The sequence below is a fragment of the Sphingobium vermicomposti genome (assembly GCF_011762025.1).
In the GTDB taxonomy this organism is placed as follows: Bacteria; Pseudomonadota; Alphaproteobacteria; order Sphingomonadales; family Sphingomonadaceae; genus Sphingobium; species Sphingobium vermicomposti.
Genome location: NZ_JAASQR010000003.1, coordinates 563,996 through 590,055, shown reverse-complemented (window position 1 = coordinate 590,055; position 26,060 = coordinate 563,996). Strand labels below are relative to the sequence as shown.

Here is a 26,060-nt window from a genome sequence, read left to right as displayed (position 1 = left end):
GGGAGAAAAGACCCATGAAACTTCTGAAGCTCGTCCCTGACAATACCAATATCGGCTTTGTGAAGCTGCGCCACTGGGCCTTTGCCCTGACTGCGCTGCTGACCGTGCTGGCCGTTGGCGCGACCGCATATCGCGGGCTGAACCTGGGCGTCGATTTTGTCGGCGGCCTGATGATCGAGGCGAAGTTCGACCAGCCGCCAAAGCTGGACCAGGTCCGCAGCACGATCGACCGGCTCGGCGTTGGCGATGGCTCCCTGCAGCAATTTGGCGATCCCCGGACGGTGCAGATCCGCCTGCCGCTTCCTGAACAGGGCGGCGCGGGCGCAGCCAATGCGGTCGTTGAAAAGGCGCGCAATGCGATGAGCGCGCAGTTCCCCGGCGTCACCTTTTCCCGCTATGATACGGTGTCGGGCAAGGTGTCGGGCGAGCTGATCCGCAATGGCGTTCTGGCCGTCATGCTCGCCGTGATCGGCATCGCGGTGTTTTCCTGGTTTCGGTACGAATGGCAGTTCGGCGTTTCGACCTTTGTCGCCATCATGCATGACGTGCTGATGGCGCTTGGCTTTTTCGCCGTTACCCAGCTGGAATTCGACCTCAACATCGTTGCCGCCGTGCTCACCATCGTGGGCTATTCGATCAACGACAAGATGGTGATCGACGACCGCATCCGCGAGAATATGCGCAAATATCGCAAGATGGACATGAAGTCTCTGATCGACCTGTCCGTCAACGAAACACTGCCGCGCACGGTCATGACATCGGTGACCATCATGCTGGCGCTGGGCGCGCTGCTGCTGTTTGGCGGCCATGTGCTGCGTGGCTTCACCGCCGCCATGATGCTGGGCATCATCGTTGGCACCTATTCGTCGGTCTATGTGTCGTCTTCGCTGCTGATCACGCTGGGACTGACCCCGCAAATGGGGGAACGCAAGGGCGGCAAGTCCGGCCTTGCCGCCCAGGCGGAACGCGTGGGGCCGCGCGATGACGGGGCAAGGCCCTGAACGGCACAACCTCTGGAAAGGGGCGCAGCGGAATCGAACTGCGCCGGGATGAAACGGGGCAGGGGCCGATCGTCACCGGTTTTTTAGGTCGCGGCTTTCGCGTCAGGGATGATGTTTTTCCGACAGGCTTGCTGCTGAGCCCGACAGCGGCATGGGCATGGGATGATGCCCCTGCCGTGGAGGCGCTGTCACTGGCGACGCTGGGCAACCTGCTGGCCATCCAGCCCCGACCTGAATTTCTGCTGCTTGGAACCGGGGGCCGCCTGGCGCAACCGTCCCGGCAGTTCGTCCGCGACCTTGAGGCGATGGACATCGGTGTCGAGGCGATGGACAGCCGCGCCGCCGCCCGCGCATGGGGCGTGCTACGCGCGGAAGAACGATGGATCGTCGCTGCCCTGCTGCCGCTTTGAGGCGCTCGCCCGCTTCGCTCATAACGGATTGGATTTCCGGCCCTGTCTTGCGCTTTGCCGCGCATCCGCATAGTCTTGACCCCAAGTTCCGCACCCTTCGGTGTCGGCGAAGAAGAGAAGAGATACGGCCATGGTGCAGCACAGCCGCCCATTGCCGCAGAGTTCCGGTCCCGCCGGAGGTGTTTCGGGCAAAAAAGCCCGTTCCGGCCCGGCTAATGGGAGCAAGGCTGCGGCCATTACTCCCCCGTTGAAGCAGCGGGGCGCATTGCCTCATCCGCCACGGGGTCGGCGGGCATATGCGGCAATCGACCTTGGCACCAATAATTGTCGCCTGCTGATCGCCAAGCCGTCGTCGGACGGGTTCATCGTAGTCGATGCCTTTTCCCGGATTGTGCGGCTGGGCGAAGGTCTTGCCGCGACGGGTCGGATCAGCGACGAAGCCATTGAACGCGCGATCTCGGCCCTGGCCATCTGCGGCGACAAGCTGCGCCGCCGTCATGTCACCCTGGCCCGCTCGGTCGCCACCGAAGCCTGCCGCCGCGCCTCCAACGGTGCGGACTTCATCCAGCGCGTTTACCGGGAAACGGGCATCGCGCTCGACATCATCAGCGCGCAGGAAGAAGCGCGGCTGGCGGTCATGGGATGCCATGTGCTGCTGGAGCCGGGGGACGGCCCGGCGTTGATCTTCGACATAGGCGGCGGTTCGACCGAACTGGTGCTGGTGGATGCCAATTGTTCGGGCGTGCCCCACATCGTCGACTGGGTCAGCGCGCCCTGGGGCGTGGTTTCACTGACCGAGAGTGAGCTGTTCGACCATGCCGATCCGTCGGAGCGGGCGAAGGCCTATGCGCGGATGCGGGAGCGGGTGGCCGATGCCTTTGCCCCGCTCGCGCGCCGTCTGCCGCGTCAGCCTTCGGCAGTACGGCTGCTCGGCACGTCGGGGACGGTGACGACGCTCGCCAGTCTGCACCTCAACCTTCCTCGCTACGACCGGCAGGCGATTGACGGGCTCATCGTTCCTTCGGCATCGATGCGGGCCATTTCCAGCCGCCTGGCGACGATGCCGCTGGCGGAACGGCAAAAGCTGCCCTGCATCGGCACCGAACGAGCGGATCTGGTGGTCGCCGGATGCGCGATCCTGGAATCCATCCTCGACATCTGGCCCGCCGAACGGCTGGGCGTCGCCGACCGGGGTATCCGGGAAGGCATATTGCGCGGCCTCATGGACCGCGATGGAGCAAGAATGTGAGGGGCGCTGGCGCAGGCAAGGTCCGGGTCAAGACGGCGAAGGGGCGCACCGCCCAATCGACGCGCTGGCTGGAACGGCAATTGAACGATCCCTATGTCCGCCGGGCGAAAGCGGAAGGGTGGCGCAGCCGGGCTGCCTTCAAGCTGATCGAGCTGGATGAGAAGTTCCATTTCGTGAAGGGATCGCGCGCGGTCGTGGACCTGGGCGTTGCGCCGGGCGGCTGGGCGCAGGTGGTGAAGAAATTGGCGCCCAAGGCGAAGGTGGTCGGCATCGACCTGCTGCCGACCGACCCGATCCCAGATGTCACCCTGTTCCAGATGGACTTCATGGATGACAAGGCTCCCGCGCTGCTGGCCGAGACTTTGGGCGAAGCACCTGACCTTGTGATTTCCGACATGGCGGCGAACACGGTCGGCCATCCACAGACGGACCATCTGCGCACGATGGCGCTGGTGGAGGCGGCGGCATGGTTCGCCGTGGAAAATCTGCGCAAGGGCGGGACATTCGTCGCGAAGGTCTTTGCCGGCGGCACCGACGCCGAACTGCTGAGCGTGCTGAAAAAACATTTCACGACCATCAAACATGCAAAGCCCCCCGCCAGCCGGAAGGGCAGCGTAGAATGGTTTGTCGTGGCCCAGGGATTCAAGGGCAGGCAGGACGAACAGGACTGACCCGTTTTTCAGCGGCGACTTTACAGACATTGGGGGCAATTTGGTTTCGACGGTATCGACGGTCGCCTATCTGGGGCTGGACGCGCGCAGCGTGGAGGTTCAGTGCCAGCTCGTTCCGGGCCTGCCCAACTTCATCGTCGTGGGATTGCCTGACAAGGCCGTCGCCGAAAGCCGGGAGCGCGTGCGCAACGCAATCGCGGCGATCGGCCTGTCACTCCCGCCCAAGCGGATCACAGTCAACCTGTCGCCCGCTGACCTTCCCAAGGAAGGGTCTCATTTCGACCTGCCCATAGCTTTGGCGCTGCTGGGCGCGATGGGCGTGATCGATGCGGAAACGCTGGCTGGCTATGTGGTGGTCGGGGAGCTGGGGCTGGATGGCCGTATCGCGCCGACGCCGGGTGTCCTTCTCGCCGCGCTGCATGCGGGCGAGAAGGAATTGGGGCTGGTCTGCCCCGTCGCGCAAGGGGCCGAAGCGGCATGGGCCGGGCAGATAGAGGTGATCGCCGCGCCCGACCTTTTGAGCCTGCTCAATCATTTCAAGGGGACAGCGGCACTGTCCCCGCCCCAGGCCGGAGCGGTCGAACCGCCGCTGCGCACATCGGACCTCAAACAGGTGAAGGGGCAGGAAAGCGCCAAGCGGGCATTGGAGATTGCGGCAGCTGGTGGCCATAACCTGTTGATGGTGGGACCGCCCGGCGCTGGAAAGTCGCTGATGGCGAGTTGTCTGTCCGGCATCTTGCCTGAACTGACGCCGGGAGAGGCCCTGGAAACGTCCATGGTCGCGAGTGTGGCGGGCATGTTGGAAGGGGGACGGATCAGCCGCGCGCGGCCATTCCGCAGCCCGCATCATAGTGCGTCGATGGCCGCGCTGGTCGGCGGCGGCATTCGCGCCCGGCCCGGCGAAGTCAGCATGGCGCATCTGGGCGTCCTGTTCCTGGACGAGCTGCCCGAATTTCAGCGCACCGTGCTGGATTCGCTGCGGCAGCCGCTGGAAACCGGGGAGGTGACGGTCGCCCGCGCCAACGCGCATGTGACCTTCCCCGCCAGAGTGCAGTTGATCGCCGCGATGAACCCGTGCCGCTGCGGCCATCTGGGCGATCCGACGCTTGCCTGTTCGCGCGCGCCGCGTTGCGCTGCGGATTATCAGGCGAAGGTGTCGGGACCGCTGCTCGACCGCATCGACCTGCATGTCGAAGTGCAAGCGGTGACCGCCGCCGATCTGGTGCTGCCACCGCCCGCCGAAGGGTCGGCCCAAGTGGCAGAACGCGTCGCGCAGGCGCGCGGCAGGCAGACGCTTCGCTATGAAGGGACGCCCGTTCGAACCAATGCCGAAGTCGATGGCGACCGGCTGGAAGAGGTCGCCGGACCCGATCAGGCTGGGCGAGAGCTATTGGCGCAGGCGGCGGTTGCGATGAAGCTGTCGGCGCGCGGCTATACACGGGTGCTGCGGGTGGCGCGGACCATCGCGGACCTCGCAGGAGCCGAGCAGGTGGGGCGGGTTCATATCGCCGAGGCGCTCAGCTACAGACGGCGGCCCCCGGTGAACTGACCCGTCGGTTCAGCCGCGTTCGGCAATGTCGGCGAGGCGCGCGCGGGCGACCTTCTGCACCTGCAGCATATCGTCGCGCGCTTCCAGGAAGCGGCGGGGATTGATCGCCTCCCCATTCATCCGCACCTCAAAATGAAGGTGGTCGCCGGTGGACCGACCGGTCGATCCCATCAGCGCGATCTTTTGACCCGGTCGCACCTTTTGCCCGACCCGTGCGGCAAAGCCGGAAAGATGAGCGTAGCGCGTGGTCAGGCCGTTGCCATGCTCAATTTCCACCACATTGCCGTAACCGCTGCGCTGCCCGGCAAAGCTGACCTTGCCTGCTGCGGCGGCAAGGATCGGCTGGCCGTGGCGGCCGGGGAAATCGATACCCGCATGAAAGGCCGCCTTGCCGTTGAACGGGTCGCGGCGATAGCCATAGGAACTGGATTGCATCGGTGCCGTGGTCGGTCGCCCCGACGGGATGAACATCAGGCTGCTTTCCAGAAACTCCATCCGTGACAGGGCGCTCGCCAGCTTTTCAAATTCGCCAGGCAGCGCGTCGCCCTGACCGCGCCAGGGCACGAAGGGGCCGCCCTGCGCGCGTGCAGCGGTTCGTGCCAGCGCATTGGGGTTGAGGCCGTAGCTGCGGATGGCGGCGGCGGTCTTTTCCGTCCGCTGCCGGACGGCCTGGGTCAGTTGCACCGCGAAACGCCGCTGGCGCGCATCGATCTTCAGCAGGGCGGCTGCTTCCGGTGAGCCAACTGCGCTCAGTTCGGTGGGGTTGGCTTGCTTCTTGGCACCGGGTTTGCTTGCCAGGCCGTCGCTTGGCTGCGCAGCCTCTTCGCCGAAATGCGCCCGGTACAGATCGTCGATAAAATCCTGCCGCTGCCGCAGGTCGCGCGCAAGCTGATCCATGGACTGGCGATAGCGGTCGACCTTGCCCGCCGCGCCCGCGACCGCCTGTTCCTTTGCGTCCAGCATTGCGCGTTCGCGCGCGAGGTCCGTCCCGCCCGTGATTATCGATAAGGTGACTGCCATCCAGGTGATCGCCAGTCCCGCCAGCATCGCGGCGGTGGTTAGTTGCAGGCGTGTGGAAAGTCTGATCGACCTCAATTGCCCGGCGGAAAGCAGCGCAATCTCCCGCTCCGGGCACCGGGCGATAATCCAGGCCCGAAGGGCGGCTGCCCTCCTTTTAAACTGATGCGACAATTGCGACCCCGCTTGTATTTCAAAGACCGGGGGCCGTTAACAAAAGACGGGGGAGGGCGCGAATCCGGGCAGGGGGAGTCGTGACGAAGCGAACTTCAAGCAGGCTGAAACGTTCCCACTGTCATTTCGTTCCAACAAAAATCAGGCAATTTGCCCGGTAGCCGATTCGCTGCCGCCGCCGTTAAGCAGCGCCGGGATCGTTGCCGCAGGCACCGCCGCCCCGAAATGGAAGCCCTGCCCATAATGGCATCCGCCAGCGCGCAAATAGTCGAACTGATGCTCATTCTCGATCCCCTCAGCCACCGTATGGATGCCAAGGCTGTAGGCAAGGTTGAGCACGGTTCGCACGATCGCCGCGTCGTCGGGATCGGTTTCCAGGTCGCGGACAAAGCGCTGGTCGATCTTGATCACGTCGATCGGAAACTGTTTGAGATGCGAGAGCGATGCGAAGCCGGTGCCGAAATCGTCAAGCGCGATTGATATTCCCTCCTGGCTCAGCCGGTGCAGGCTGCGCTCCACCACTTCTGCGTTGCGGCCCAGAAAGACCGATTCCGTCACCTCCAGCTCGATCCGCCCGGTTGGTACGCCAGCGGCCCGGACCTGTTCCAGCAGGCGATCGGGGAAGCTGCTGTCGTGCAGTTCCACGCCGGGAACATTGATTGCGACATGGCCAAAATCGATGCCCTCGTCCTGCCATCGGCGGCAATCGCGAAGAACCTGCGAAATCATGCGTTCGGTAATGATGCGACCGAGTTCCCAATGTTCGAACGCGGCGGCGATATCGCCCGGCATGATGATCGATCCGTCGGCGCGAACACAGCGTAGCAGTGCTTCGAAACCCATGATGCGCCCGGTCGTCAGATCCACTTTGGGCTGATACCAGGGCTGGGGCGGGGCGTGGGCCATCGCGTCGCGCGCGCATTCCAGCATGCGGGCTTCCCGTTGCCATCTTTCCAGCAACCTTGGCTCGAACAGGCAGGCGCGGCCACGCCCCGCATTCTTCGCTTCATAAAGCGCGATGTCGGCGTGCTTCATCAGGTCGGATATGTTGTCGGCATGATCACGGAACAGAGCCGCGCCCATGCTGACGCGGCAGTCCAGGTCGCGCGCTCCATGCGTCAATGGCTGATGCAGCGAAGCCGTCATCCGGTCCAATATAGTGAGGAGGTCGGCGGCAGAGTCCAGCCGGGTCAGCAGCACGGCAAATTCGTCTCCGCCCATGCGCCCCACCAGATCCCCCGGGCGAACCGCCTGTTGCAGCCGTTGGGCGACGGCGCGCAGCACGGCGTCGCCCGCGTCATGCCCGGCGCTGTCGTTGATCCGCTTGAACTCGTCCAGGTCGATCAGCACCACTGCCGCCTTGCTCCGGCCACGGGTCATGGAGCCTGCGACCTGGGCCAGCTTGGCCATGAAGTGCGACCGGTTGGCAAGGCCGGTCAACGCATCCGTCATGGCGAGGTGGGCCAGATGGCGTTCCGCCTCCTTGCGATGCGAAATGTCGACGATGCTGGAAAGGATGCAATCTTCCCCGCCGATCACGATCGGACGGGACGCAAGCAGGACATCATGTGCAACCGACCCCCTGCTGAAGATGCGGCATTCATGATTGTCCACATCTTCACCGGCGACGATATAGTCGCGCAACGTCGTCAGCATGGCCGACTTTTCATTCAGCACATGCACGTCGGAAATATCGCTGCCCGTGCCGAACATGGCGGCGGCCGCGTCGTTGAAACGAATGACCGTCCCGCCCCGGGTCACCAGCAAGGGAATCGGCACGCTCATGAACATGCGTTCAAGCGTTTCGCCGTTGGCGGCGAGAGCTGCCTGGGCCGAGTTGGCGATCCGGCCGGCGGTCCATTCCTGACGCTGAAGCCGATTGGTGCGCGAGATCGCGATCCACATGGCGCTATGAAGCGTGAGCACCCCGATGATCAGGCCCGGCGCGGTCGGCGACAGCGGGGCGGGGCTGAGATAACCGATCAGAAGGGCGATGCCGCAACCCAGCCCGCCGCCGAAATTCCCCCTGAAGCTGGTGGGAACGACCAGATAGAAAACCATGGGCAGCATGGCCAGAACGAACAAGGCAAGGTCAGTGCGGGACGTGACGAGAAACGCGACGCCGACGGCGATCACCATCTGCCAGCAGAAACAATAGCGTTCGACCGCTCTGAAATTCGTCATCTTCCGGCTGAGCATGAGGCATGCGATCGAGGCCAGGATGATGACGGTCCGGGCTGGCACGGCGACCCAGAAATGAGGCGTTCCGGCAAAACGCCAATCGCTCAGCAGGAACAGCGTGTTCATCAGCGCTGAAAACAGAAACAGCATCCGCGCGTGACGCCGCGATTCGGGCAGGCGCTCTTCCTGAAAGGCGCTCTCCCGTTCTGCGCTGATAAATTCGCCCGTAAGGCGGGAAATTTGCGTCACGTCCGTTCCCAGCCAGCGCTCAATGGTGAACGCCAAGCCAACCAGTTACTTTATGACATCTTATCAATCCCCTAATTTACCCTTTGCCTCCCCCTCCGATCATCCTGGTGCTCATTCTTGACCATGGCTGATGTCCCGGCTATAGGCGCGCCTGCCCGGCGGCCTGCGGTTGCAAAGATTCGTCTTTCCCAGTCGACGTCATGCGGGGTGAATACAGAGCTGAACATTGTCGACTGCTCTTGCGGCTCCAGGGGGCTTTTTGCTCGCCCGGGGCTTTTGCCGTTTGGGGGCTACGCCCTCCGGTGGCAGGGAAAGCGGGAATGCAGGCGATAAAGTAACTGAAAAAGGTGAAGGGCTTCATGCCAACGATCAACCAGCTGGTCCGCAAGGGCCGCGAGCTGCAGAAGACCAAGTCGAAGGTCCCTGCAATGGACGCGAACCCGCAAAAGCGCGGCGTTTGCACCCGTGTTTACACGACGACCCCGAAAAAGCCGAACTCGGCTCTCCGTAAGGTCGCGAAGGTGCGCCTGGTCAACCAGCGCGAAGTCATCACCTATATTCCGGGTGAAGGCCACAACCTTCAGGAGCACAGCGTTGTGCTGATCCGCGGTGGTCGCGTACGCGATCTTCCCGGTGTGCGTTACCATGTGCTGCGCGGCGTTCTGGATACCCAGGGCGTCAAGGACCGTAAGCAGAGCCGTTCGAAGTACGGCGCGAAGCGTCCGAAGTAAGGGAGACTAGAATATGTCACGTCGTCGTCGCCCAGAAAAGCGCGTTATCCTGCCCGATCCCAAATTCGGTGATATCGTGCTGTCGAAGTTCATGAACAGCATCATGCAGGACGGTAAGAAGGCCGTCGCCGAGTCCATCGTGTACGGCGCTCTCGACACTGTCGAGACGAAGTCCAAGAAGGACCCGATCGGCATGTTCCATGACGCACTGAACAATGTGAAGCCCGGCATCGAAGTTCGCAGCCGCCGCGTCGGCGGTGCGACCTACCAGGTCCCCGTCGAAGTACGCCCTGAGCGTGCCCAGGCACTGGCCATCCGCTGGCTGATCACCGCATCGCGCAACCGCAGCGAAACCACCATGGCCGCGCGCCTGTCTGGTGAACTGCTGGATGCTGCCAACAACCGTGGTAACGCGGTCAAGAAGCGCGAAGACACGCACCGCATGGCGGAAGCGAACCGCGCCTTCTCGCACTACCGCTGGTAAAGGGGAGCGGGCGCTGATGTGCCCGCTCTGTCATTTCCAGGTTTCGAAGATCGGTCCGTTCGCCGTGGGGCTACCCATGGCGAACGGATTGGTTTAGGGGCCAGCCGCAAGACTCATTCACTCACCGCCGGCGCACCGGCAACGGAGAAGCATCATGGCCCGCAGCCATCCGCTCGAACGCTATCGCAATTTCGGTATCATGGCGCATATCGACGCCGGCAAGACCACGACGACCGAGCGTATCCTTTACTACACCGGCAAGTCCTACAAGATCGGCGAAGTTCATGACGGCGCCGCCACCATGGACTGGATGGAGCAGGAGCAGGAGCGTGGCATCACCATCACGTCGGCTGCGACGACCTGCGTTTGGAAGGCTGAAGAGGGCAAGGGTCCCGAGCATCGCCTGAACATCATCGACACCCCCGGCCACGTCGACTTCACCATCGAAGTCGAACGTTCGCTGCGCGTGCTGGACGGCGCGGTTGCCGCGTTCGACGGTGTTGCGGGCGTCGAGCCGCAGTCGGAAACCGTGTGGCGCCAGGCGGACAAGTACAAGGTTCCGCGGATGTGCTTCATCAACAAGCTCGATCGCACCGGTGCCAATTTCTATTATTGCGTGCAGACGATCATCGACCGTCTGGGTGCTACCCCTGCCGTCCTGTATCTCCCCATCGGTGCGGAATCGGATTTCAAGGGCCTGGTCGACCTGGTCGAGAACCGCGCCATCATCTGGAAGGATGAAAATCTCGGCGCTGAGTTCACCTATGAAGAAATTCCCGCCGACATGGCCGACAAGGCCGCCGAATATCGCGAAAAGCTGATCGAGCTCGCCGTCGAACAGGACGACGAAGCGATGGAAGCTTATCTCGAAGGCAATTTGCCCGACGTCGCCACGCTCAAGAAGCTGATCCGCAAGGGCACGCTGGGCCAGGCATTCGTGCCCGTGCTGTGCGGTTCGGCGTTCAAGAACAAGGGCGTGCAGCCGCTGCTCGACGCCGTCGTCGACTATCTGCCTTCGCCGCTCGACATTGAAGACGTTCAGGGCATCAACCCCGACAACGAGCAGCCCGACAGCCGCGCGACCGCGGACGACGCGCCTTTCTCTGGCCTGGCGTTCAAGATCATGAACGATCCGTTCGTTGGGTCGCTGACCTTCCTGCGCGTCTATTCGGGCACCCTGACCAAGGGCACCTATCTGAACTCGGTCAAGGACAAGAAGGAAAAGATCGGCCGTATGCTCCTCATGCACGCCAACTCGCGTGAGGATATCGATGCCGCTTATGCGGGCGACATCGTCGCACTGGCCGGCATGAAGGAAACCACCACCGGCGATACGCTGTGCGCCGAGCGCCAGCCGATCATTCTGGAGCGGATGGAATTCCCTGAGCCCGTCATCGAACTGTCGGTCGAGCCCAAGACCAAGGCCGACCAAGAAAAGATGGGCGTTGCCCTCAACCGCCTAGCCGCCGAGGACCCGTCCTTCCGTGTTTCGACCGATCACGAATCGGGTCAGACCATCATCAAGGGCATGGGTGAACTTCACCTCGAAATCCTGGTTGACCGCATGAAGCGTGAGTTCAAGGTCGAGGCGAATGTGGGTGCGCCGCAGGTTGCTTACCGCGAGTATCTCGCCAAGCCTGTGGACGTCGACTACACGCATAAGAAGCAGTCGGGCGGCACCGGCCAGTTCGGCCGTATCAAGGTGAAGATCACGCCCGGCGAGCGCGGATCGGGCTTCGTCTTCAAGGACGAGATCAAGGGCGGTAATATTCCCAAGGAATATATCCCCGCGATTGAAAAGGGCATGCGCGAAACGGCTGCGACCGGTTCGCTCATCGGCTTCCCGATCATCGACTTCGAGATCCTGCTGTATGACGGCGCGTATCACGATGTCGACTCGTCGGCTCTGGCCTTTGAAATCACGGGTCGCGCCGCGATGCGTGAAGCTGCCCAAAAGGCAGGCATCAAGCTGCTCGAGCCGGTCATGAAGGTAGAAGTCGTTACCCCGGAGGAATATCTGGGCGACGTCATCGGCGACATGAACAGTCGCCGCGGCCAGATCCAGGGCACCGATACGCGCGGCAACGCGCAGGTGGTCGAAGCGATGGTCCCGCTGGCCAACATGTTCGGCTATGTGAACTCGCTGCGGTCCTTCACTCAGGGCCGTGCGAACTACTCGATGATCTTCTCCCACTATGACGAAGTGCCGCAGAATGTGGCGGACGAAGTCAAGGCGAAGATGGCCTGATGATTTTCCCAGGCCGGGCCGTGAGAGCGGCTCGGTTTGGGCTGGCATATTGTGAATTTGCTGCTATGGACGCGCCTTCGCGCGGCGCGGCCGAGCGGTCAGACCCAAGCTGATTTTGATTAGAAGGTAGGATAAAATGGCTAAGGCTAAGTTTGAGCGGAATAAGCCGCACTGCAACATCGGCACCATCGGTCACGTCGACCATGGCAAGACCTCGCTGACCGCAGCGATCACCAAGGTTCTCGCCGAAACCGGCGGCGCAACCTTCGTTGATTATGCCAACATCGACAAGGCTCCCGAAGAGCGCGAGCGCGGCATCACCATTTCGACCGCCCACGTCGAATATGAAACCGAAGCACGCCACTACGCGCACGTCGACTGCCCAGGTCACGCCGACTATGTTAAGAACATGATCACCGGTGCCGCCCAGATGGACGGCGCGATCCTGGTCGTGTCCGCCACCGACGGCCCGATGCCGCAGACCCGTGAGCACATCCTGCTCGCCAAGCAGGTCGGCGTTCCCCAGCTCGTCGTGTTCATGAACAAGGTCGATCTGGTCGACGATCCAGAAATCCTCGAACTGGTCGAGCTGGAAATCCGCGAACTGCTGTCGTCCTACGATTTTGACGGCGACAACATCCCCGTCATCCCGGGTTCGGCTGTGAAGGCCCTGGACGGCTCGAACGACGAAATCGGTCGTGAAGCCGTTCTGAAGCTGATGGCTGCTGTCGACAGCTTCATTCCGCAACCCGAGCGTCCGATCGATAAGCCCTTCCTGATGCCGATCGAAGACGTGTTCTCGATCTCGGGTCGTGGTACGGTTGTGACCGGTCGCGTCGAAACCGGCATCGTCAAGGTCGGCGAAGAAGTCGAAATCGTCGGCATCAAGGACACCCGCAAGACCACCGTCACGGGCGTGGAAATGTTCCGCAAGCTGCTCGACGAAGGTCGTGCAGGCGACAACATCGGTGCGCTGGTTCGTGGCGTTGGCCGTGAAGACGTTGAGCGTGGCCAGGTTCTGGCTAAGCCCGGTTCGGTTACGCCGCACACCGAGTTCGACGCCGAAGTCTATGTGCTGTCGAAGGAAGAGGGTGGCCGTCACACGCCGTTCTTCGCCAACTATCGTCCGCAATTCTACTTCCGCACCACGGACGTCACCGGCGAAGTCGTTCTGCCTGAGGGCACCGAGATGGTCATGCCCGGCGACAATGTTAAGCTGAACATCAAGCTCATCGCCCCGATCGCGATGGACTCGGGTCTGCGCTTCGCCATCCGCGAAGGCGGCCGGACCGTCGGCGCAGGGGTTGTCGGTACGATCTCGAAGTAATATAGGACCGCAGCGGCGCGAATCGCCTGATTCGCGCCGCTCGGATTTTCTGCCGCCCCGGATCGCCTTTCTCCGGCTCTTGCTGAGCTAGAAGGGCCAGGACGGGGCGGTATATTTTTGAATTGCCGCATTTTCCGAAAAGTCAGCTTGAACTGACAGGGAAATGCTCTGGTTTGGCTCTTTCGCATCGGTACAGGAACAATGGACAGCAACATCCGCATTCGCCTCAAGGCGTTCGATCATCGCGTGCTTGATCAGGCGACCGGCGACATCGCCGACACCGCCCGCCGCACCGGCGCCCTTATTCGCGGTCCGATTCCCCTTCCGACGCGCATCGAAAAGTTCACGGTCAACCGTGGCCCGCACATCGACAAGAAGTCGCGCGAGCAGTTCGAGGTCCGCACTTACAAGCGCATGCTTGACATTGTGCAGCCGACGCCGCAGACGGTCGACGCGCTGATGAAGCTGGATCTGGCTGCCGGCGTGAACGTGGAAATCAAGCTGGCCTAAAGCTGGCAAGTCCCTGCTTCCGCAAGGAGGCAGGGTATCGGGCATTTCGGGAGACCGGAAGCTCAAATGACACAAGGGATACCGCACGGCCGATCCGGTGAACCGGAAAAGGCTCGTGGTCCTGGTCCCCCGTCGCTATTCCCGAGTAGGGGGTGGCATCCAACCCGGACGGGGTGATCTTTATATTGGGTTGGGCCGCGAAGGAGAGATCCTGAGCGGTTTTTTCGTTGGATACGCCCGCTGCTAAGGCGGGCCTCTATGGGAGTAATCAGTGATGCGCACAGGCGTGATCGCTAAGAAAGTCGGGATGACCCGTCTGTTCCAGGAGGACGGACGGCACGTTCCGGTTACGGTTCTGGCCCTTGAGGGCAATCAGGTCGTGGCCCGCAAAGAGGTTGATCGTGACGGCTATGTCGCGGTTCAGCTTGGCGCAGGTGTCGCGAAGGTCAAGAATGTCGCCAAGCCGCAGCGCGGTCACTTCGCCAAGGCGGAAGTTGAGCCCAAGGCGCGTCTGGTCGAATTTCGCGTCGCCGAGGATGCTCTCCTCGACGTCGGCGCTGAAATCGCTGCCGATCATTTCATCGATGGTCAGCTGGTTGACGTATCCGGCCACACGCAGGGCAAGGGCTTTGCCGGTGCCATGAAGCGCTGGGGCTTCGGCGGTATGCGCGCCACCCACGGCGTGTCGATCAGCCACCGTGCCCATGGTTCGACGGGTAACCGTCAGGATCCGGGCCGCGTCTTCAAGAACAAGAAGATGGCGGGCCACATGGGTGACCGTGAGCGGACCCAGCAGAATCTGGAAATCGTGCGCACCGACGTTGAGCGCGGCCTGCTGTTCGTCAAGGGCAGCGTACCGGGTGCCAAGGGCACCTGGCTCACCGTTTGCGACGCCGTCAAAGTGAAGCGTCCGGCCGACGTTCCGTATCCCGCCAGCCTCAAGGCTGCCGCCAACAGCAACTCTGCTCCGGCCGAGACGCCCGCTGAAGAAGCGGCTGCTCCCGAAGCGACCGAAGGCCAGGAGGGCTAATCATGAAGGTCAAGGTACAGACCCTCGACGCGCAGGCCGCTGGCGATGTGGAGCTCAACGATGCCGTTTTCGGCATCGAGCCCCGCACCGACATCCTGCACCGCGTCGTCACCTGGCAGCTTGAAAAGCGTCGTGGCACGGCACGCGGCACGCGTGAGCGTAGCGATGTCGCCCGCACCGGCAAGAAGTTCGGTCGCCAGAAGGGTGGCGGCACCGCCCGTCACGGTGATCGCCGCGCCCCCGTGTTCATCGGTGGTGGTAAGGCGCACGGTGCCCGCGTTCGCGACTTCAATCCCTCGCTGAACAAGAAGATTCGTGCGCTGGGCTTGAAGATGGCGCTTTCGTCGAAGGTGAAGGACGGTTCGCTGTTCGTCATCGACAGTCTCGACGTTGCCGAAGGCAAGACCAAGGCGCTGGTCGCCAATCTTGCCAGGCTGAACCTGACCAAGGTGCTGTTTATCGACGGCGACGCGGTCAACATCAGCTTTGCCAAGGCATCGGCCAACATCATCGGCGTGGATTTGCTGCCGGCCGTCGGCGCCAATGTCTACGACATCCTGAAAGCCGACTCGCTGGTGCTGACCCGCGCCGCCGTCGAAAAGCTGGAGGCCCGTTTCAATGGCTAAGAAGCAAGCCGCAACGGTCGACAACCGTCACTATGACGTTGTTGTCGCCCCGCACATCACTGAGAAGGCGACTCTTCTCAGCGAGTATAACGCCGTGGTTTTCAAGGTGGCGGGCGATGCCTCCAAGCCTGAGATCAAGGCCGCTGTCGAAGCGATCTGGGGTGTCGACGTCAAGAGCGTGAATACGCTCGTGACCAAAGGCAAGACCAAGAAGTGGAAGGGCAAGCCCTACACTCGCTCCGACGTCAAGAAGGCGATCGTCCGCCTGGCCGAAGGCCAGTCGATCGACATCACCGAAGGAGTGCGCTGACAATGGCGCTGAAGAGCTATAACCCGACGAGCCCGGCCCAGCGCGGCCTGATCCTCGTCGACAAGTCCAGCCTGCACAAGGGCAAGCCCGTCAAGGCGCTGACCGAAGGCAAGCGCAAGACCGGTGGCCGCAACAACAAGGGTCATGTGACCTCGCGCGGTATCGGTGGCGGTCACAAGCAGCGTTACCGCATCATCGACTTCAAGCGTCGTCTGTGGGATGTGGAAGGTACGGTCGAGCGTCTGGAATATGACCCCAACCGCACCGCCTTCATCGCGCTGGTCAACTATCCCGATGGCACCCAGGCCTATATCCTCGCGCCGCAGCGTCTGGCCCCTGGTGACAAGGTCATCGCGGGCAAGAAGACCGACGTGAAGCCGGGCAACGCGATGGAACTCGGCCAGATGCCGGTCGGCACCATCATCCACAATATCGAGATGAAGCCCGGCAAGGGTGGTCAGCTCTGCCGTTCGGCGGGCACTTACGCCCAGCTGGTCGGTCGTGACCGTGGCATGGTGATGGTCCGCTTGTCCTCGGGCGAGCAGCGCTACATCCGTTCGGACTGCATGGGCACCATCGGTGCTGTCAGCAACCCGGACAATGGCAATACCAACCTCGCCAAGGCCGGTCGCAACCGTTGGAAGGGCAGCCGCCCCCTGACGCGCGGCGTTGCCAAAAACCCGGTCGATCACCCGCATGGCGGTGGTGAAGGCCGGACCTCCGGCGGTCGCCATCCGGTGACGCCATGGGGCAAGCCGACCAAGGGTGCCCGCACCCGCCACAACAAGGCCACGGACAAGATGATTATCCGTAGCCGCCACGCGAAGAAGAAGAGGTAAGCGAGATGGCTCGTTCCGTCTGGAAAGGTCCTTTCGTGGACCTCAGCCTTCTGAAGAAGGCGGAAGTCGCGCAGGACGCCGGTGGCCGTTCAGGTCCGATCAAGACCTGGTCGCGCCGTTCCACCATCCTGCCGCAGTTCGTTGGCCTGACGTTCAGCGTCTATAATGGCCGCAAGCATGTGCCGGTCTCGGTGAACGAGGACATGGTGGGTCACAAGCTGGGCGAATTCGCCCCGACCCGCTACTTCCCCGGCCACGCTGCCGACAAGAAGGGCAAGCGCTAATGAGCAAGGAAAAGGCTCCCCGTCGCGTCGCCGACAATGAGGCGCTGGCCGTTGGCACGCAGATCCGTGGTTCGGCCCAGAAGCTGAACCTGGTGGCCACGCTCATCCGCGGCCGCAAGGTCGAGGATGCGCTGAACATCCTCGCTTTCTCGAAAAAGGCGATGGCGGTCGACGTGCGCAAGGTGCTGGCTTCGGCCATCGCCAATGCGGAAAACAATCACAATCTGGACGTCGACGCACTGGTCGTCGCGGAAGCATCGGTGGGCAAGAGCTTCACCCTGAAGCGCTTCCACGCACGCGGCCGTGGCAAGTCGACCCGGATCCTCAAGCCCTTCAGCCGCGTGCGCATTGTCGTGCGTGAAGCTGGCGAAGAAGCGGAGGCGTAAGCACATGGGTCACAAGAGCAATCCGATCGGTCTGCGTCTTCAGATCAACCGTACCTGGGACAGCCGCTGGTATGCGGAAGGCGCCGACTATGGTCGCCTGCTGCTGGAGGATCTGAAGATCCGCCAGTTCATCATGAAGAACCTGCCCCAGGCCGCGATCTCCAAGGTCGTGATCGAACGTCCGGCCAAGCTGTGCCGCATTTCGATCTATGCCGCCCGCCCCGGTGTCATCATCGGCAAGAAGGGCGCGGACATTGAAAAGCTGCGCAAGAAGCTGGGTAGCCTGACTTCGTCCGACGTCAGCCTGAACATCGTCGAAATCCGCAAGCCGGAAGTCGATTCCAAGCTCGTCGCACAGGGTATCGCCGATCAGCTGGAACGCCGCGTCGCTTTCCGTCGTGCGATGAAGCGCGCGGTGCAATCGGCCCTGCGCCTGGGTGCCGAAGGCATCAAGATCACCTGCGGCGGCCGTTTGGGCGGCGCAGAGATCGCCCGCGTCGAATGGTATCGCGAAGGCCGCGTTCCGCTGCACACGCTGCGCGCGAACGTCGACTATGCCGAAGCCACGGCGCACACCGCCTATGGCGTGTGCGGCATCAAGGTCTGGATCTTCAAGGGTGAGATTCTGGGCCATGATCCGATGGCCACCGACCGGCTGATGCTGGAGGCTCAGACCTCCGGCGTGCGCCCGGCGCGCTGAAGATAAGAAGGTAATAGCGTCATGCTGCAACCGAAGAAAATGAAGTTCCGCAAGACCTTCAAGGGCCGGATCAAGGGCGACGCCAAAGGCGGTTCGGACCTGAACTTCGGCTCCTATGGTCTGAAGGCTATGGAGCCCGAGCGGATCACCGCGCGCCAGATCGAAGCGGCTCGCCGCGCGATCACTCGCCACATCCGCCGTCAGGGTCGTTTGTGGATCCGCGTGTTCCCCGACGTCCCCGTGTCGAAGAAGCCGGCCGAAGTCCGTCAGGGCAAGGGCAAGGGTTCGGTCGAATATTGGGCCGCCCGCGTCAAGCCGGGCCGCATCCTGTTCGAACTGGATGGCGTTCCCGGACCGCTCGCAGCAGAGGCATTCTCGCGCGCCGCGATGAAGCTGCCCATCAAGACCAAGGTTGTTGCCCGCCTCGGCGACACCTCGCACCTGGAGGGTTAAGCTGTGGCGAACGTTGCCGACCTCAAGACCAAGACGGACGACGAACTGTCGACCGAACTCAACAACCTGAAGCGCGAGCAGTTCAATCTGCGTTTTCAGGCGGCCACCAACCAGCTGGAAAAGCCCAGCCGGGTCAAGGAAGTCCGCCGGTCGATCGCGCAGATCAAGACCATGCAGACCGAGCGTTCGCGCTCGGCCGCGAAGTAAAGGAAACACACGATGCCCAAGCGCGTGCTGACGGGAACGGTGGTTTCCGACAAGACCGACAAGACGGTGGTGGTTCGGGTGGAGCGCAAGGTTAAGCATGCGCTCTACGGCAAGATCATCCGCCGTTCGAAGAAGTACCACGCCCATGACGAGGGCAATGTCTACAAGGAAGGCGAAACGGTCCGCATCGAAGAGACCGCTCCGATTTCCAAGCTCAAGACCTGGAAGGTCATTGAGCGCGTGGACACCCACAAGTCGCCCGAAACGGCGGCCTGAGGGAGGCTCACTGAGCCTTTGGTCTGAAATCGTGACGCGGGGCTGGCCTTTTCCATAAGGAAAGGGTACAGGCCCGCGCTTCGCGTAGAGTCAAAGGCTCTGGCTAGAAATTCGGAACCGCCGGGTATTGTCCCGGTAGGCCAAATAAGAAGGAACCGGATCGATGATCCAGATGCAATCCAATCTTGACGTCGCTGACAACAGCGGCGCCAAGCGCGTCCAGTGCATCAAGGTGCTGGGTGGCTCGAAGCGGCGCTTCGCTGGCGTAGGCGACATCATCGTCGTCTCGATCAAGGAAGCGGCGCCTCGCGGCAAGGTGAAGAAGGGTGACGTGCATCGCGCCGTCATCGTGCGGACCGCCAAGGACGTGCGTCGCGCTGATGGCAGCGTGATTCGCTTCGACGGCAATGCCGCTGTGCTGATCAACAAGAACGAGGAGCCGATCGGCACTCGTATCTTTGGCCCGGTCGTTCGCGAACTGCGCGCCAAGAAGCACATGAAGATCATCTCGCTCGCTCCCGAGGTGCTGTAATGAGCGCTGCAAAGATCAAGAAGGGCGACAAGGTCGTCGTCCTGGCCGGCAAGGACAAGGGTCGTACCGGCGCTGTCCTTCACGTCATGCCGAAGGAGGACAAGGTCCTCGTCGAAGGTCTGAACGTGCATGCGCGTCACCGCAAGCCCGACCAGGCCAATCCGCAGGGTGGCATCGAGCGCAAGCCCGCGCCGCTCCACATTTCGAACGTGGCGGTCGCAGACAAGGACGGCAAGCCGACCCGCGTCCGTTTCGAGGATCGCGACGGCAAGAAGGTCCGTGTCGCCGTCAAGTCCGGTGAGGTGCTGTAATGGCCGACAAGTACATTCCGCGCTCCAAGGCGCAGTATGACGCTGAAATCGTCAAGGCGATGACCGAGAAGTTCGGTTACGCCAACGTGATGCAGGTGCCCCGGATCGAAAAGATCACGCTCAACATGGGCGTGGGCGAAGCGACCCAGGACAAGAAGAAGGTCACTTCGGCGGCCGAGGAAATGGAACTGATCGCAGGCCAGAAGCCGGTGATCACCAAGGCCCGCAAGTCGATCGCGCAGTTCAAGCTGCGTGAAGGCATGCCGATCGGTGCCAAGGTCACGATGCGCCGGGAACGCATGTATGAGTTTCTGGACCGTCTGATCAATGTCGCGCTCCCCCGCGTGCGCGACTTCCGTGGTCTGAACCCGAAGAGCTTCGATGGCCGTGGCAACTATGCCTTCGGTATCAAGGAGCAGATCATCTTCCCCGAGATCAACTATGACCGCATCGACAAGGTGCGCGGCATGGACATCATCGTGACCACCACGGCGAAGACGGACGAGGAAGCGCGCGAACTGCTGCGTCTCTTCGGCTTCCCCTTCCCGCTTGAAGAGCAGAAGCAGGCGGCCTGAAAAAGGTCCCGCTTCTCTCCCAATGCATAGACAAAGGAAGAGAACTTAAGTCATGGCGAAACTGAGTTCGATCAACAAGAACGAGCGCCGCAAGAAGCTGGTAAAGAAATATGCCGGCCGTTATGCGAAGCTCAAGGCGATCGCGAATGATACCGCGGCCGACGACAGCGATCGACTGATCGCCCGTCTGAAGATGGCGGAGATCCCCCGCAACGGCAATCCGACGCGTGTTCGGAACCGCTGCGAACTGACGGGGCGTCCCCGCGCTTATTACCGCAAATTCCGCCTCTGCCGCGTGCAGCTGCGTGATCTGGCCAACAAGGGCCTGATCCCCGGCGTCACCAAGTCGAGCTGGTAAGGATCATTTGAGATGGCATTGACCGATCCCCTGGGTGATATGCTCACCCGCATCCGCAACGGGCAGCAGGCGAAGAAGGACAGCGTTATGTCCCCCGCTTCGAAGCTGCGTGCCCGCGTGCTCGACGTGCTGCAGCGCGAAGGTTATATTCGCGGCTATTCCGAGGAAGTCCTCGGCAAGCATCCTGGCCTGCGCATCGAACTGAAATATTTCGAAGGCCAGCCGGCGATCAAGCATGTCGCCCGCGTGTCGAAGCCCGGCCGCCGCGTCTATTCGGGTTCCAAGGAACTGCCGGTAGTCCGCAACGGCCTGGGCATCACCATTGTCTCGACGCCCCGCGGCGTTCTGTCTGACGCCGAAGCGCGTGACCAGAATGTCGGCGGCGAAGTGCTCGCGGAGGTGTTCTGATGAGCCGTACAGGTAAAAAGCCGGTTGCCGTCCCTTCGGGCGTCACCGCTGCCATCGAAGGTGGCCTGCTGTCGGTAAAGGGGCCCAAGGGCACCCTGACGCTGCCGCTGGCTGACGAAGTCACCTACAGCATCGAAGATGGTTCGATCGCCGTGAAGCCTGCCAATGACGGCAAGCGCGCTCGCGCTTTCTGGGGCATGCAGCGCACGCTGATCCAGAACCTGATCACCGGCGTGACCGAGGGCTTCTCCAAGAAGCTGCTCATCACCGGTGTCGGTTACCGCGCCAACTCGCAGGGCAAGACCCTGAAGCTGCAGCTCGGTTACAGCCACGACGTCGATTTCGCGATCCCGGAAGGGATTGAGATCAAGACCCCGGATAACACCACGGTCGAGATCAGCGGCATCGACAAGCAGAAGGTGGGTCAGGTTGCGGCCGAGATCCGACGCTGGCGCAAGCCTGAGCCTTATAAGGGCAAGGGCATCAAGTACGCCGGCGAGTTCATCTTCCGCAAGGAAGGGAAGAAGAAGTAAGATGGCAAAGCTTTCCCTCTTCGCGCGGCGCCGTCGCCGCGTCCGCACCGCGCTCAAGGCAGTTTCGGGTCACAAGCCCCGCCTCAGCGTCCACCGTTCGGGCCGTCACATCTACGCCCAGATCATCGACGATGCGCAGGGCAAGACTGTTGCTGCCGCGTCGACCCTGGACAAGGATGTAGGGGCCAAGGCGCTGGGCAAGACTGGCGCCAGTTCCGAAGCCGCCGCCGAAGTCGGCAAGCGTGTCGCCGCTGCGGCGACCGCTGCCGGCGTCACCAAGGTCGTGTTCGACCGTGGTGGCTTCCTGTTCCATGGCCGCGTCAAGGCGCTGGCCGATGCCGCCCGCGAAGGCGGGCTGGAGTTCTGATCATGGCTGACGAAAACGAAATCCAGGCCCAGCCGGGCGCACCCGCTGCTGTCGAAGGCGGCGAGAATGCACCGACCGAGGGCCGTGGTCCCGGTCGTGGCCGTGGTCGCGGTGGCGATCGCAACCGTGGCGAACGCGGTGGCCGTGGCCGTCGCGACGACCGTCGCGGTGGCAATCGTGACGAGGATCAGGGCGAAGAACTGATCGAGAAGCTGGTTCACATCAACCGTGTGTCCAAGACCGTCAAGGGCGGCAAGCGCTTCGGCTTCGCGGCTCTGGTCGTGGTCGGCGATGGCAAGGGCCGTGCGGGCTTTGGCCATGGCAAGGCGCGCGAAGTGCCTGAAGCCATCAGCAAGGCGACCGCTTCGGCCAAGAAGGCGATGGTTCGCGTTCCGCTGAAGGAAGGCCGCACGCTGCACCATGATGGCCTGGGCCATTTCGGCGCGGGCAAGGTGACGGTTCGTTCCGCACCTGCCGGTACGGGCATCATCGCCGGTGGTCCGATGCGCGCCGTGTTTGAAAGCCTTGGCGTCGCTGACGTCGTGACCAAGTCGAACGGCACGTCGAACCCTTATAACATGATCCGTGCGACCTTCTCGGCTCTGGGCGAACAGACCAGTCCGAAGTCGGTGGCGCAGCGTCGTGGCAAGAAGGTTGCTGACCTGCTTCGTCGCGGCGGTGCCTCGGCAGAAGTCGCGCAGGCTGATGCCGAAGCGATCGTGGAGTAACTGATATGGCGAAGATCAAGATCAAGCAGATCGGCTCTCCGATCCGCCGCCCTGCCGACCAGAAGAAAATTCTGATCGGCCTGGGCCTTGGCAAGATGAACCGGGTGGTGGAACTTGAAGACACTGCGGAAGTCCGCGGCGCCATCAAGAAGCTACCTCACATGGTGCAAGTGGTCGAAGGCTAAGCCTTCCGATCATGGTGAATCAGGCGGGAGAGGGGGAAACCCCTCTTTCGTTTTTTTGAAAGCGGGCTATATGCCCGTTTCGTCATCCCAGCGAAGGCTGGGATATTAGGCCGGATGGCGCGTCCTCTAGGAGGCGACCGCCGGTTTCATCTGGCTAGGTGCGACCCGCAAGGGTGCGTCAAGCCGCCAGCGGTCCCAGCCTGCGCAGGGACTTCGGCATGGTTGCTCGAAGAGCAATCATGCCTCGCGCGAACATAGCGAAAGCGAGTGCACAATGACGAAGCTTAACGAACTCAAGGACAATGCCGGCGCCCGTAAGAGCCGGATGCGTGTCGGCCGTGGTATCGGCTCTGGCAAGGGCAAGACCGCTGGCCGCGGCCAGAAGGGTGCGAAAGCGCGTTCGGGCGTCAGCATCAATGGTTTCGAAGGCGGCCAGATGCCGCTGCACATGCGCATCCCGAAGCGCGGCTTCAACAACATCTTCGCCAAGGATTACGCGGTCGTGAACCTGGGCGCGGTGCAGAAGGCGATTGACACAGGCAAGCTGGATGCCAACGCCACCATCGATCATGCCGCCCTGAAGGCTGCTGCGCTTGCCCGCGGTGGCAAGGACGGCGTGCGCCTGCTGGGCAAGGGCGAACTGACCGCAAAGGTCAGCCTGCTGGTCGCCGGTGCGTCGCAGGGTGCGGTTGCAGCGGTGGAAAAGGCCGGTGGCAAGGTCGAAGTGATCGCCGTCGTGCCTGCCGCCGAAAAGGCTGCCGCCAAGAAGGGCACTGCCAAGGCCGCCAAGAAGGCCTGATCAGCGCACTATGCTTGCAAGCATGGCCCCGCTGCCCGATATGGGCTGGCGGGGCTATGTGTTTCGGGCTTTTGCAGCTGACCTGATTTCCCTTTCCCGATCGAACCGAATGACTATGGTCGTTGCGAACGGCGCGGGGATGATCGGGGACGGAACGACGGAGCGCCATTGTCGCGCCATCGGTAAATCCCGGTTCGACAGCGTCCCATGACCTCGCTAAGGGGTTAGCGATTCAGGCGGGAGCGACACTCCGCCAAGATGTTTTGAAGGGCAGCCAAGATGGCATCGAGAGCCGACCAGCTCGCATCCAATCTCAGCCTGGCTAAGTTCAGCCAGGCGACCGATCTCAAAAAGCGCCTGTGGTTCACGCTAGGCGCGCTGATCGTGTTCCGTTTCCTGAGCTTCGTGCCGCTCCCGGGCGTCGATCCGACGGCGCTGTCGCAACTGTATCAACAGACGAGCGGCGGAATCCTCGACATCTTCAACACCTTTTCGGGCGGTTCGCTTTCGCGCATGAGCCTGATCGCGCTGGGCGTAATGCCTTACATCACGGCGTCGATCGTGGTGCAACTGGCCGCATCCCTCTCGCCGCAACTCGCCGCGATCAAGAAGGAAGGCGAAAGCGGGCGCAAGAAGCTGAACCAATATACCCGCTACGGCACGGTGGGCCTGACTGCGGTCCAGGGCTATTTCATCGCCGTCGGCCTTGAAAGCTTCGGCGCGCAGTCGGGCGTGCAGGCTGTGGTCGATCCGGGCTATCTGTTCCGGGTCGCGGCAGTGATCTCGCTGATCGGCGGGACCATGTTCCTGATGTGGCTGGGTGAACAGATCACGTCACGCGGGATCGGCAACGGCGTCAGCCTCATCATCATGGCCGGCATCGTGGCGCAGCTGCCCGTGACGCTCAGCAACCTCTTCAAGTCCGGTAGCGAAGGGTCGATCTCCGGCCTGCTGATCATGTTGATCCTCATCATGGCCGCTGGCCTCATCCTGCTGATCTGCTTCATGGAGCGGGCGCAGCGCCGGGTGTTGATCCAATATCCCAAGCGCCAGACGCGCCAGGGCATCATGCAGGCCGACCGCAGCCATCTGCCGCTCAAGGTCAACACCGCAGGCGTCATCCCGCCGATCTTCGCCAGCTCGCTGCTGCTGATGCCGCTCACCATTTCGCAATTCGCGGGTAACATGGTGGCGGGCGAAAGCCGCCTCGGCGACTTCGTCCTGACGCTGAACCAGTATCTGTCGCATGGCAGTCCGGTCTATATGGCGCTATATGGCCTTGGCATCGTATTCTTCTGCTTCTTCTACACGGCAGTCGTGTTCAATCCGGAAGAAACGGCGGACAACCTCAAGCGCAATGGCGGCTTCATTCCCGGCATCCGTCCGGGCAAGAACACCGAGAATTATCTCGACTATGTGCTGACCAGGATCACCGTGATCGGCGCGGCCTATCTGGCGCTGATCTGCCTGGTGCCGGAATTTGCCATCGCGCGTGCGGGCATTCCTTTCTACCTGGGCGGCACCAGCCTGTTGATCGTCGTCAATGTGACGGTGGATACGGTCACGCAGATTCAAAGCCATCTGCTGGCGCATCAATATGGCGACCTGATCAAGAAGGCTAAGTTGAAAGGACGCCTGCGCTAAATTGCGCGGCGATGCGAAGCGCACAATTGGGGAGAATGCGCGCATGAATATCATTCTGCTCGGCCCTCCGGGCGCTGGCAAGGGGACCCAGGCCAGCCGCCTGGTCGACAATCGCGGCATGGTGCAGCTGTCGACCGGCGACATGCTGCGCGCTGCGGTCAAGGCGCAGACGCCGATTGGCCTCAAGGCCAAGGCAGTGATGGAAGCTGGCGAACTGGTATCCGACGAGATCGTGTCTGGCATCATCGGCGAAGCGCTGGACGGCATGGCCGCTGAAACCGGGGTCATCTTCGACGGCTATCCCCGGACGCAGGCCCAGGCCCATTCGCTCGATACCATTCTCGCCGATCGAGGCCGCACACTGGACCATGTGATCGAGTTGGACGTGGACGAGGACGCTCTCGTCGAGCGTATCACTGGTCGTTTCACCTGCGCCAGCTGTGGCGAGGGTTATCACGACATGTTCAAGACCACCAAGGTCGCGGACACCTGCGACAAATGTGGTGGTCATGAATTCAAGCGTCGGCCCGACGATAATGAGGAAACGGTGCGCACCCGCATGGCGGAATATCGCGCCAAGACCGCGCCGATCCTGCCCATCTACGAGGCTCGCAACATCGTCTCGCGCGTCGATGGCATGGCCGATATGGACGAAGTGACGGTCGCAATTTCTACCATTCTGGATGGTGCCGACGCCTGAACCGGCTT

The 26,060-nt window shown here is 62.2% G+C and carries 34 protein-coding genes; 32 read left to right on the top strand and 2 right to left on the bottom strand.

All coding sequences use genetic code 11. The features are described from left to right. Positions 1 to 14: 14 nt before the first annotated feature. The 5 genes from secF (at position 15) to FHS54_RS12610 (ending at position 4,880) form a co-directional block, all read left to right on the top strand. On the top strand, positions 15 to 1,001 hold the full coding sequence (secF, locus tag FHS54_RS12630; protein WP_167304142.1) for a protein translocase subunit SecF: 987 nt from the start codon (positions 15 to 17) through the stop codon (positions 999 to 1,001). Positions 1,002 to 1,069: 68 nt separating this feature from the next. Continuing rightward, the gene (locus FHS54_RS12625; RefSeq protein ID WP_341785973.1) at positions 1,070 to 1,411 is read left to right on the top strand and encodes an MTH938/NDUFAF3 family protein; all 342 of its coding nucleotides are present in this window, start codon (positions 1,070 to 1,072) and stop codon (positions 1,409 to 1,411) included. A gap of 130 nt (positions 1,412 to 1,541) precedes the next feature. Then, positions 1,542 to 2,660: a Ppx/GppA phosphatase family protein gene (locus tag FHS54_RS12620; RefSeq protein ID WP_167304141.1), complete on the top strand. Its 1,119-nt coding sequence runs from the start codon at positions 1,542 to 1,544 to the stop codon at positions 2,658 to 2,660. After that, a complete protein-coding gene (locus FHS54_RS12615) occupies positions 2,657 to 3,331 on the top strand; it encodes an SAM-dependent methyltransferase (protein ID WP_167304140.1) in 675 nt (224 codons plus the stop codon). Before FHS54_RS12620 ends, FHS54_RS12615 begins: the two co-directional genes overlap by 4 nt. A 40-nt stretch (positions 3,332 to 3,371) precedes the next feature. Continuing rightward, positions 3,372 to 4,880, top strand: a complete 1,509-nt coding sequence (locus tag FHS54_RS12610; protein WP_167304139.1) for a YifB family Mg chelatase-like AAA ATPase — start codon at positions 3,372 to 3,374, stop codon at positions 4,878 to 4,880. Between the two features lie 9 nt (positions 4,881 to 4,889). Here FHS54_RS12610 and FHS54_RS12605 read toward each other — a convergent pair whose 3' ends face one another. Together FHS54_RS12605 and FHS54_RS12600 are read right to left on the bottom strand one after the other, a co-directional pair. Continuing rightward, complete coding sequence (locus tag FHS54_RS12605; protein ID WP_243855744.1) at positions 4,890 to 5,975, bottom strand: M23 family metallopeptidase; 1,086 nt, start codon at positions 5,973 to 5,975, stop codon at positions 4,890 to 4,892. A gap of 237 nt (positions 5,976 to 6,212) precedes the next feature. Next, the gene (locus tag FHS54_RS12600; protein WP_167304137.1) at positions 6,213 to 8,501 is read right to left on the bottom strand and encodes an EAL domain-containing protein; all 2,289 of its coding nucleotides are present in this window, start codon (positions 8,499 to 8,501) and stop codon (positions 6,213 to 6,215) included. Positions 8,502 to 8,860: 359 nt separating this feature from the next. On the opposite strand from FHS54_RS12600, the gene rpsL reads away from it, so the two are divergent. The 27 genes from rpsL (at position 8,861) to FHS54_RS12465 (ending at position 26,052) form a co-directional block, all read left to right on the top strand. Beyond that, positions 8,861 to 9,232 (top strand): 30S ribosomal protein S12, encoded by a 372-nt coding sequence (gene rpsL, locus FHS54_RS12595; RefSeq protein WP_004208728.1) that lies wholly within the window; start codon positions 8,861 to 8,863, stop codon positions 9,230 to 9,232. Between the two features lie 13 nt (positions 9,233 to 9,245). Beyond that, positions 9,246 to 9,716 (top strand): 30S ribosomal protein S7, encoded by a 471-nt coding sequence (rpsG, locus tag FHS54_RS12590; protein ID WP_167304136.1) that lies wholly within the window; start codon positions 9,246 to 9,248, stop codon positions 9,714 to 9,716. Positions 9,717 to 9,870: 154 nt separating this feature from the next. Continuing rightward, positions 9,871 to 11,964, top strand: coding sequence for an elongation factor G (gene fusA / locus FHS54_RS12585; protein WP_167304135.1), 2,094 nt, complete (start codon positions 9,871 to 9,873; stop codon positions 11,962 to 11,964). Between the two features lie 136 nt (positions 11,965 to 12,100). Continuing rightward, a complete protein-coding gene (gene tuf, locus FHS54_RS12580; RefSeq protein ID WP_167304134.1) occupies positions 12,101 to 13,291 on the top strand; it encodes an elongation factor Tu in 1,191 nt (396 codons plus the stop codon). A gap of 201 nt (positions 13,292 to 13,492) precedes the next feature. Continuing rightward, positions 13,493 to 13,801 (top strand): 30S ribosomal protein S10, encoded by a 309-nt coding sequence (rpsJ, locus tag FHS54_RS12575; protein WP_007686587.1) that lies wholly within the window; start codon positions 13,493 to 13,495, stop codon positions 13,799 to 13,801. A gap of 274 nt (positions 13,802 to 14,075) precedes the next feature. Next, positions 14,076 to 14,831, top strand: coding sequence for a 50S ribosomal protein L3 (rplC, locus tag FHS54_RS12570; RefSeq protein WP_167304476.1), 756 nt, complete (start codon positions 14,076 to 14,078; stop codon positions 14,829 to 14,831). 2 nt (positions 14,832 to 14,833) lie between these two features. Next, positions 14,834 to 15,457 carry a 50S ribosomal protein L4 gene (rplD, locus tag FHS54_RS12565; protein WP_167304133.1) on the top strand — a complete coding sequence of 208 codons (624 nt, stop codon included), beginning with the start codon at positions 14,834 to 14,836 and terminating at the stop codon, positions 15,455 to 15,457. Further along, positions 15,450 to 15,767: a 50S ribosomal protein L23 gene (locus FHS54_RS12560; protein ID WP_167304132.1), complete on the top strand. Its 318-nt coding sequence runs from the start codon at positions 15,450 to 15,452 to the stop codon at positions 15,765 to 15,767. Before rplD ends, FHS54_RS12560 begins: the two co-directional genes overlap by 8 nt. 2 nt (positions 15,768 to 15,769) lie before the next feature. After that, positions 15,770 to 16,606 (top strand): 50S ribosomal protein L2, encoded by an 837-nt coding sequence (rplB, locus tag FHS54_RS12555; RefSeq protein ID WP_167304131.1) that lies wholly within the window; start codon positions 15,770 to 15,772, stop codon positions 16,604 to 16,606. A 5-nt stretch (positions 16,607 to 16,611) separates the two neighbouring features. Beyond that, positions 16,612 to 16,890, top strand: a complete 279-nt coding sequence (gene rpsS / locus FHS54_RS12550) for a 30S ribosomal protein S19 (protein WP_167304130.1) — start codon at positions 16,612 to 16,614, stop codon at positions 16,888 to 16,890. Then, positions 16,890 to 17,276, top strand: a complete 387-nt coding sequence (gene rplV, locus FHS54_RS12545) for a 50S ribosomal protein L22 (RefSeq protein WP_004208717.1) — start codon at positions 16,890 to 16,892, stop codon at positions 17,274 to 17,276. The genes rpsS and rplV overlap by 1 nt, the downstream gene beginning before the upstream one ends. A gap of 4 nt (positions 17,277 to 17,280) precedes the next feature. After that, positions 17,281 to 17,976 carry a 30S ribosomal protein S3 gene (gene rpsC / locus FHS54_RS12540; protein ID WP_167304129.1) on the top strand — a complete coding sequence of 232 codons (696 nt, stop codon included), beginning with the start codon at positions 17,281 to 17,283 and terminating at the stop codon, positions 17,974 to 17,976. A 21-nt stretch (positions 17,977 to 17,997) separates the two neighbouring features. Next, positions 17,998 to 18,429, top strand: a complete 432-nt coding sequence (gene rplP / locus FHS54_RS12535) for a 50S ribosomal protein L16 (RefSeq protein ID WP_167304128.1) — start codon at positions 17,998 to 18,000, stop codon at positions 18,427 to 18,429. Positions 18,430 to 18,432: 3 nt separating this feature from the next. Continuing rightward, on the top strand, positions 18,433 to 18,636 hold the full coding sequence (rpmC, locus tag FHS54_RS12530) for a 50S ribosomal protein L29 (protein ID WP_167304127.1): 204 nt from the start codon (positions 18,433 to 18,435) through the stop codon (positions 18,634 to 18,636). Positions 18,637 to 18,648: 12 nt separating this feature from the next. Further along, positions 18,649 to 18,912 carry a 30S ribosomal protein S17 gene (gene rpsQ, locus FHS54_RS12525; protein ID WP_006960320.1) on the top strand — a complete coding sequence of 88 codons (264 nt, stop codon included), beginning with the start codon at positions 18,649 to 18,651 and terminating at the stop codon, positions 18,910 to 18,912. A 163-nt stretch (positions 18,913 to 19,075) separates the two neighbouring features. Next, positions 19,076 to 19,444, top strand: coding sequence for a 50S ribosomal protein L14 (rplN, locus tag FHS54_RS12520; RefSeq protein ID WP_093020417.1), 369 nt, complete (start codon positions 19,076 to 19,078; stop codon positions 19,442 to 19,444). Beyond that, the gene (gene rplX / locus FHS54_RS12515) at positions 19,444 to 19,755 is read left to right on the top strand and encodes a 50S ribosomal protein L24 (protein WP_167304126.1); all 312 of its coding nucleotides are present in this window, start codon (positions 19,444 to 19,446) and stop codon (positions 19,753 to 19,755) included. The genes rplN and rplX overlap by 1 nt, the downstream gene beginning before the upstream one ends. After that, a complete protein-coding gene (gene rplE, locus FHS54_RS12510) occupies positions 19,755 to 20,330 on the top strand; it encodes a 50S ribosomal protein L5 (RefSeq protein WP_167304125.1) in 576 nt (191 codons plus the stop codon). Before rplX ends, rplE begins: the two co-directional genes overlap by 1 nt. Before the next feature lie 52 nt (positions 20,331 to 20,382). Beyond that, the gene (rpsN, locus tag FHS54_RS12505) at positions 20,383 to 20,688 is read left to right on the top strand and encodes a 30S ribosomal protein S14 (protein WP_007707881.1); all 306 of its coding nucleotides are present in this window, start codon (positions 20,383 to 20,385) and stop codon (positions 20,686 to 20,688) included. 12 nt (positions 20,689 to 20,700) lie between these two features. After that, positions 20,701 to 21,096: a 30S ribosomal protein S8 gene (gene rpsH, locus FHS54_RS12500; protein ID WP_167304124.1), complete on the top strand. Its 396-nt coding sequence runs from the start codon at positions 20,701 to 20,703 to the stop codon at positions 21,094 to 21,096. After that, on the top strand, positions 21,096 to 21,629 hold the full coding sequence (gene rplF, locus FHS54_RS12495; protein ID WP_167304123.1) for a 50S ribosomal protein L6: 534 nt from the start codon (positions 21,096 to 21,098) through the stop codon (positions 21,627 to 21,629). Before rpsH ends, rplF begins: the two co-directional genes overlap by 1 nt. Position 21,630: 1 nt before the next feature. Further along, on the top strand, positions 21,631 to 21,996 hold the full coding sequence (gene rplR / locus FHS54_RS12490) for a 50S ribosomal protein L18 (protein WP_167304122.1): 366 nt from the start codon (positions 21,631 to 21,633) through the stop codon (positions 21,994 to 21,996). 2 nt (positions 21,997 to 21,998) lie between these two features. Next, a complete protein-coding gene (rpsE, locus tag FHS54_RS12485) occupies positions 21,999 to 22,724 on the top strand; it encodes a 30S ribosomal protein S5 (RefSeq protein ID WP_167304121.1) in 726 nt (241 codons plus the stop codon). A 5-nt stretch (positions 22,725 to 22,729) separates the two neighbouring features. Next, the gene (gene rpmD, locus FHS54_RS12480; RefSeq protein ID WP_167304120.1) at positions 22,730 to 22,909 is read left to right on the top strand and encodes a 50S ribosomal protein L30; all 180 of its coding nucleotides are present in this window, start codon (positions 22,730 to 22,732) and stop codon (positions 22,907 to 22,909) included. 274 nt (positions 22,910 to 23,183) lie between these two features. Further along, positions 23,184 to 23,708, top strand: a complete 525-nt coding sequence (rplO, locus tag FHS54_RS12475) for a 50S ribosomal protein L15 (RefSeq protein ID WP_167304119.1) — start codon at positions 23,184 to 23,186, stop codon at positions 23,706 to 23,708. 279 nt (positions 23,709 to 23,987) lie between these two features. After that, complete coding sequence (gene secY, locus FHS54_RS12470) at positions 23,988 to 25,352, top strand: preprotein translocase subunit SecY (RefSeq protein ID WP_167304118.1); 1,365 nt, start codon at positions 23,988 to 23,990, stop codon at positions 25,350 to 25,352. Positions 25,353 to 25,395: 43 nt separating this feature from the next. Further along, positions 25,396 to 26,052: an adenylate kinase gene (locus FHS54_RS12465; protein WP_167304117.1), complete on the top strand. Its 657-nt coding sequence runs from the start codon at positions 25,396 to 25,398 to the stop codon at positions 26,050 to 26,052. Positions 26,053 to 26,060: the final 8 nt, after the last annotated feature.

Coding starts and splice junctions, on each gene's coding strand:
- secF (WP_167304142.1), top strand. CDS start 15: ATGAAACTTCTGAAGCTCGTCCCTGACAATACCAATATCGGCTTTGTG.
- FHS54_RS12620 (WP_167304141.1), top strand. CDS start 1,542: ATGGTGCAGCACAGCCGCCCATTGCCGCAGAGTTCCGGTCCCGCCGGA.
- rpsL (WP_004208728.1), top strand. CDS start 8,861: ATGCCAACGATCAACCAGCTGGTCCGCAAGGGCCGCGAGCTGCAGAAG.
- rpsG (WP_167304136.1), top strand. CDS start 9,246: ATGTCACGTCGTCGTCGCCCAGAAAAGCGCGTTATCCTGCCCGATCCC.
- fusA (WP_167304135.1), top strand. CDS start 9,871: ATGGCCCGCAGCCATCCGCTCGAACGCTATCGCAATTTCGGTATCATG.
- tuf (WP_167304134.1), top strand. CDS start 12,101: ATGGCTAAGGCTAAGTTTGAGCGGAATAAGCCGCACTGCAACATCGGC.
- rpsJ (WP_007686587.1), top strand. CDS start 13,493: ATGGACAGCAACATCCGCATTCGCCTCAAGGCGTTCGATCATCGCGTG.
- rplC (WP_167304476.1), top strand. CDS start 14,076: ATGCGCACAGGCGTGATCGCTAAGAAAGTCGGGATGACCCGTCTGTTC.
- rplD (WP_167304133.1), top strand. CDS start 14,834: ATGAAGGTCAAGGTACAGACCCTCGACGCGCAGGCCGCTGGCGATGTG.
- FHS54_RS12560 (WP_167304132.1), top strand. CDS start 15,450: ATGGCTAAGAAGCAAGCCGCAACGGTCGACAACCGTCACTATGACGTT.
- rplB (WP_167304131.1), top strand. CDS start 15,770: ATGGCGCTGAAGAGCTATAACCCGACGAGCCCGGCCCAGCGCGGCCTG.
- rpsS (WP_167304130.1), top strand. CDS start 16,612: ATGGCTCGTTCCGTCTGGAAAGGTCCTTTCGTGGACCTCAGCCTTCTG.
- rplV (WP_004208717.1), top strand. CDS start 16,890: ATGAGCAAGGAAAAGGCTCCCCGTCGCGTCGCCGACAATGAGGCGCTG.
- rpsC (WP_167304129.1), top strand. CDS start 17,281: ATGGGTCACAAGAGCAATCCGATCGGTCTGCGTCTTCAGATCAACCGT.
- rplP (WP_167304128.1), top strand. CDS start 17,998: ATGCTGCAACCGAAGAAAATGAAGTTCCGCAAGACCTTCAAGGGCCGG.
- rpsQ (WP_006960320.1), top strand. CDS start 18,649: ATGCCCAAGCGCGTGCTGACGGGAACGGTGGTTTCCGACAAGACCGAC.
- rplN (WP_093020417.1), top strand. CDS start 19,076: ATGATCCAGATGCAATCCAATCTTGACGTCGCTGACAACAGCGGCGCC.
- rplX (WP_167304126.1), top strand. CDS start 19,444: ATGAGCGCTGCAAAGATCAAGAAGGGCGACAAGGTCGTCGTCCTGGCC.
- rplE (WP_167304125.1), top strand. CDS start 19,755: ATGGCCGACAAGTACATTCCGCGCTCCAAGGCGCAGTATGACGCTGAA.
- rpsN (WP_007707881.1), top strand. CDS start 20,383: ATGGCGAAACTGAGTTCGATCAACAAGAACGAGCGCCGCAAGAAGCTG.
- rpsH (WP_167304124.1), top strand. CDS start 20,701: ATGGCATTGACCGATCCCCTGGGTGATATGCTCACCCGCATCCGCAAC.
- rplF (WP_167304123.1), top strand. CDS start 21,096: ATGAGCCGTACAGGTAAAAAGCCGGTTGCCGTCCCTTCGGGCGTCACC.
- rplR (WP_167304122.1), top strand. CDS start 21,631: ATGGCAAAGCTTTCCCTCTTCGCGCGGCGCCGTCGCCGCGTCCGCACC.
- rpsE (WP_167304121.1), top strand. CDS start 21,999: ATGGCTGACGAAAACGAAATCCAGGCCCAGCCGGGCGCACCCGCTGCT.
- rpmD (WP_167304120.1), top strand. CDS start 22,730: ATGGCGAAGATCAAGATCAAGCAGATCGGCTCTCCGATCCGCCGCCCT.
- rplO (WP_167304119.1), top strand. CDS start 23,184: ATGACGAAGCTTAACGAACTCAAGGACAATGCCGGCGCCCGTAAGAGC.
- secY (WP_167304118.1), top strand. CDS start 23,988: ATGGCATCGAGAGCCGACCAGCTCGCATCCAATCTCAGCCTGGCTAAG.
- FHS54_RS12465 (WP_167304117.1), top strand. CDS start 25,396: ATGAATATCATTCTGCTCGGCCCTCCGGGCGCTGGCAAGGGGACCCAG.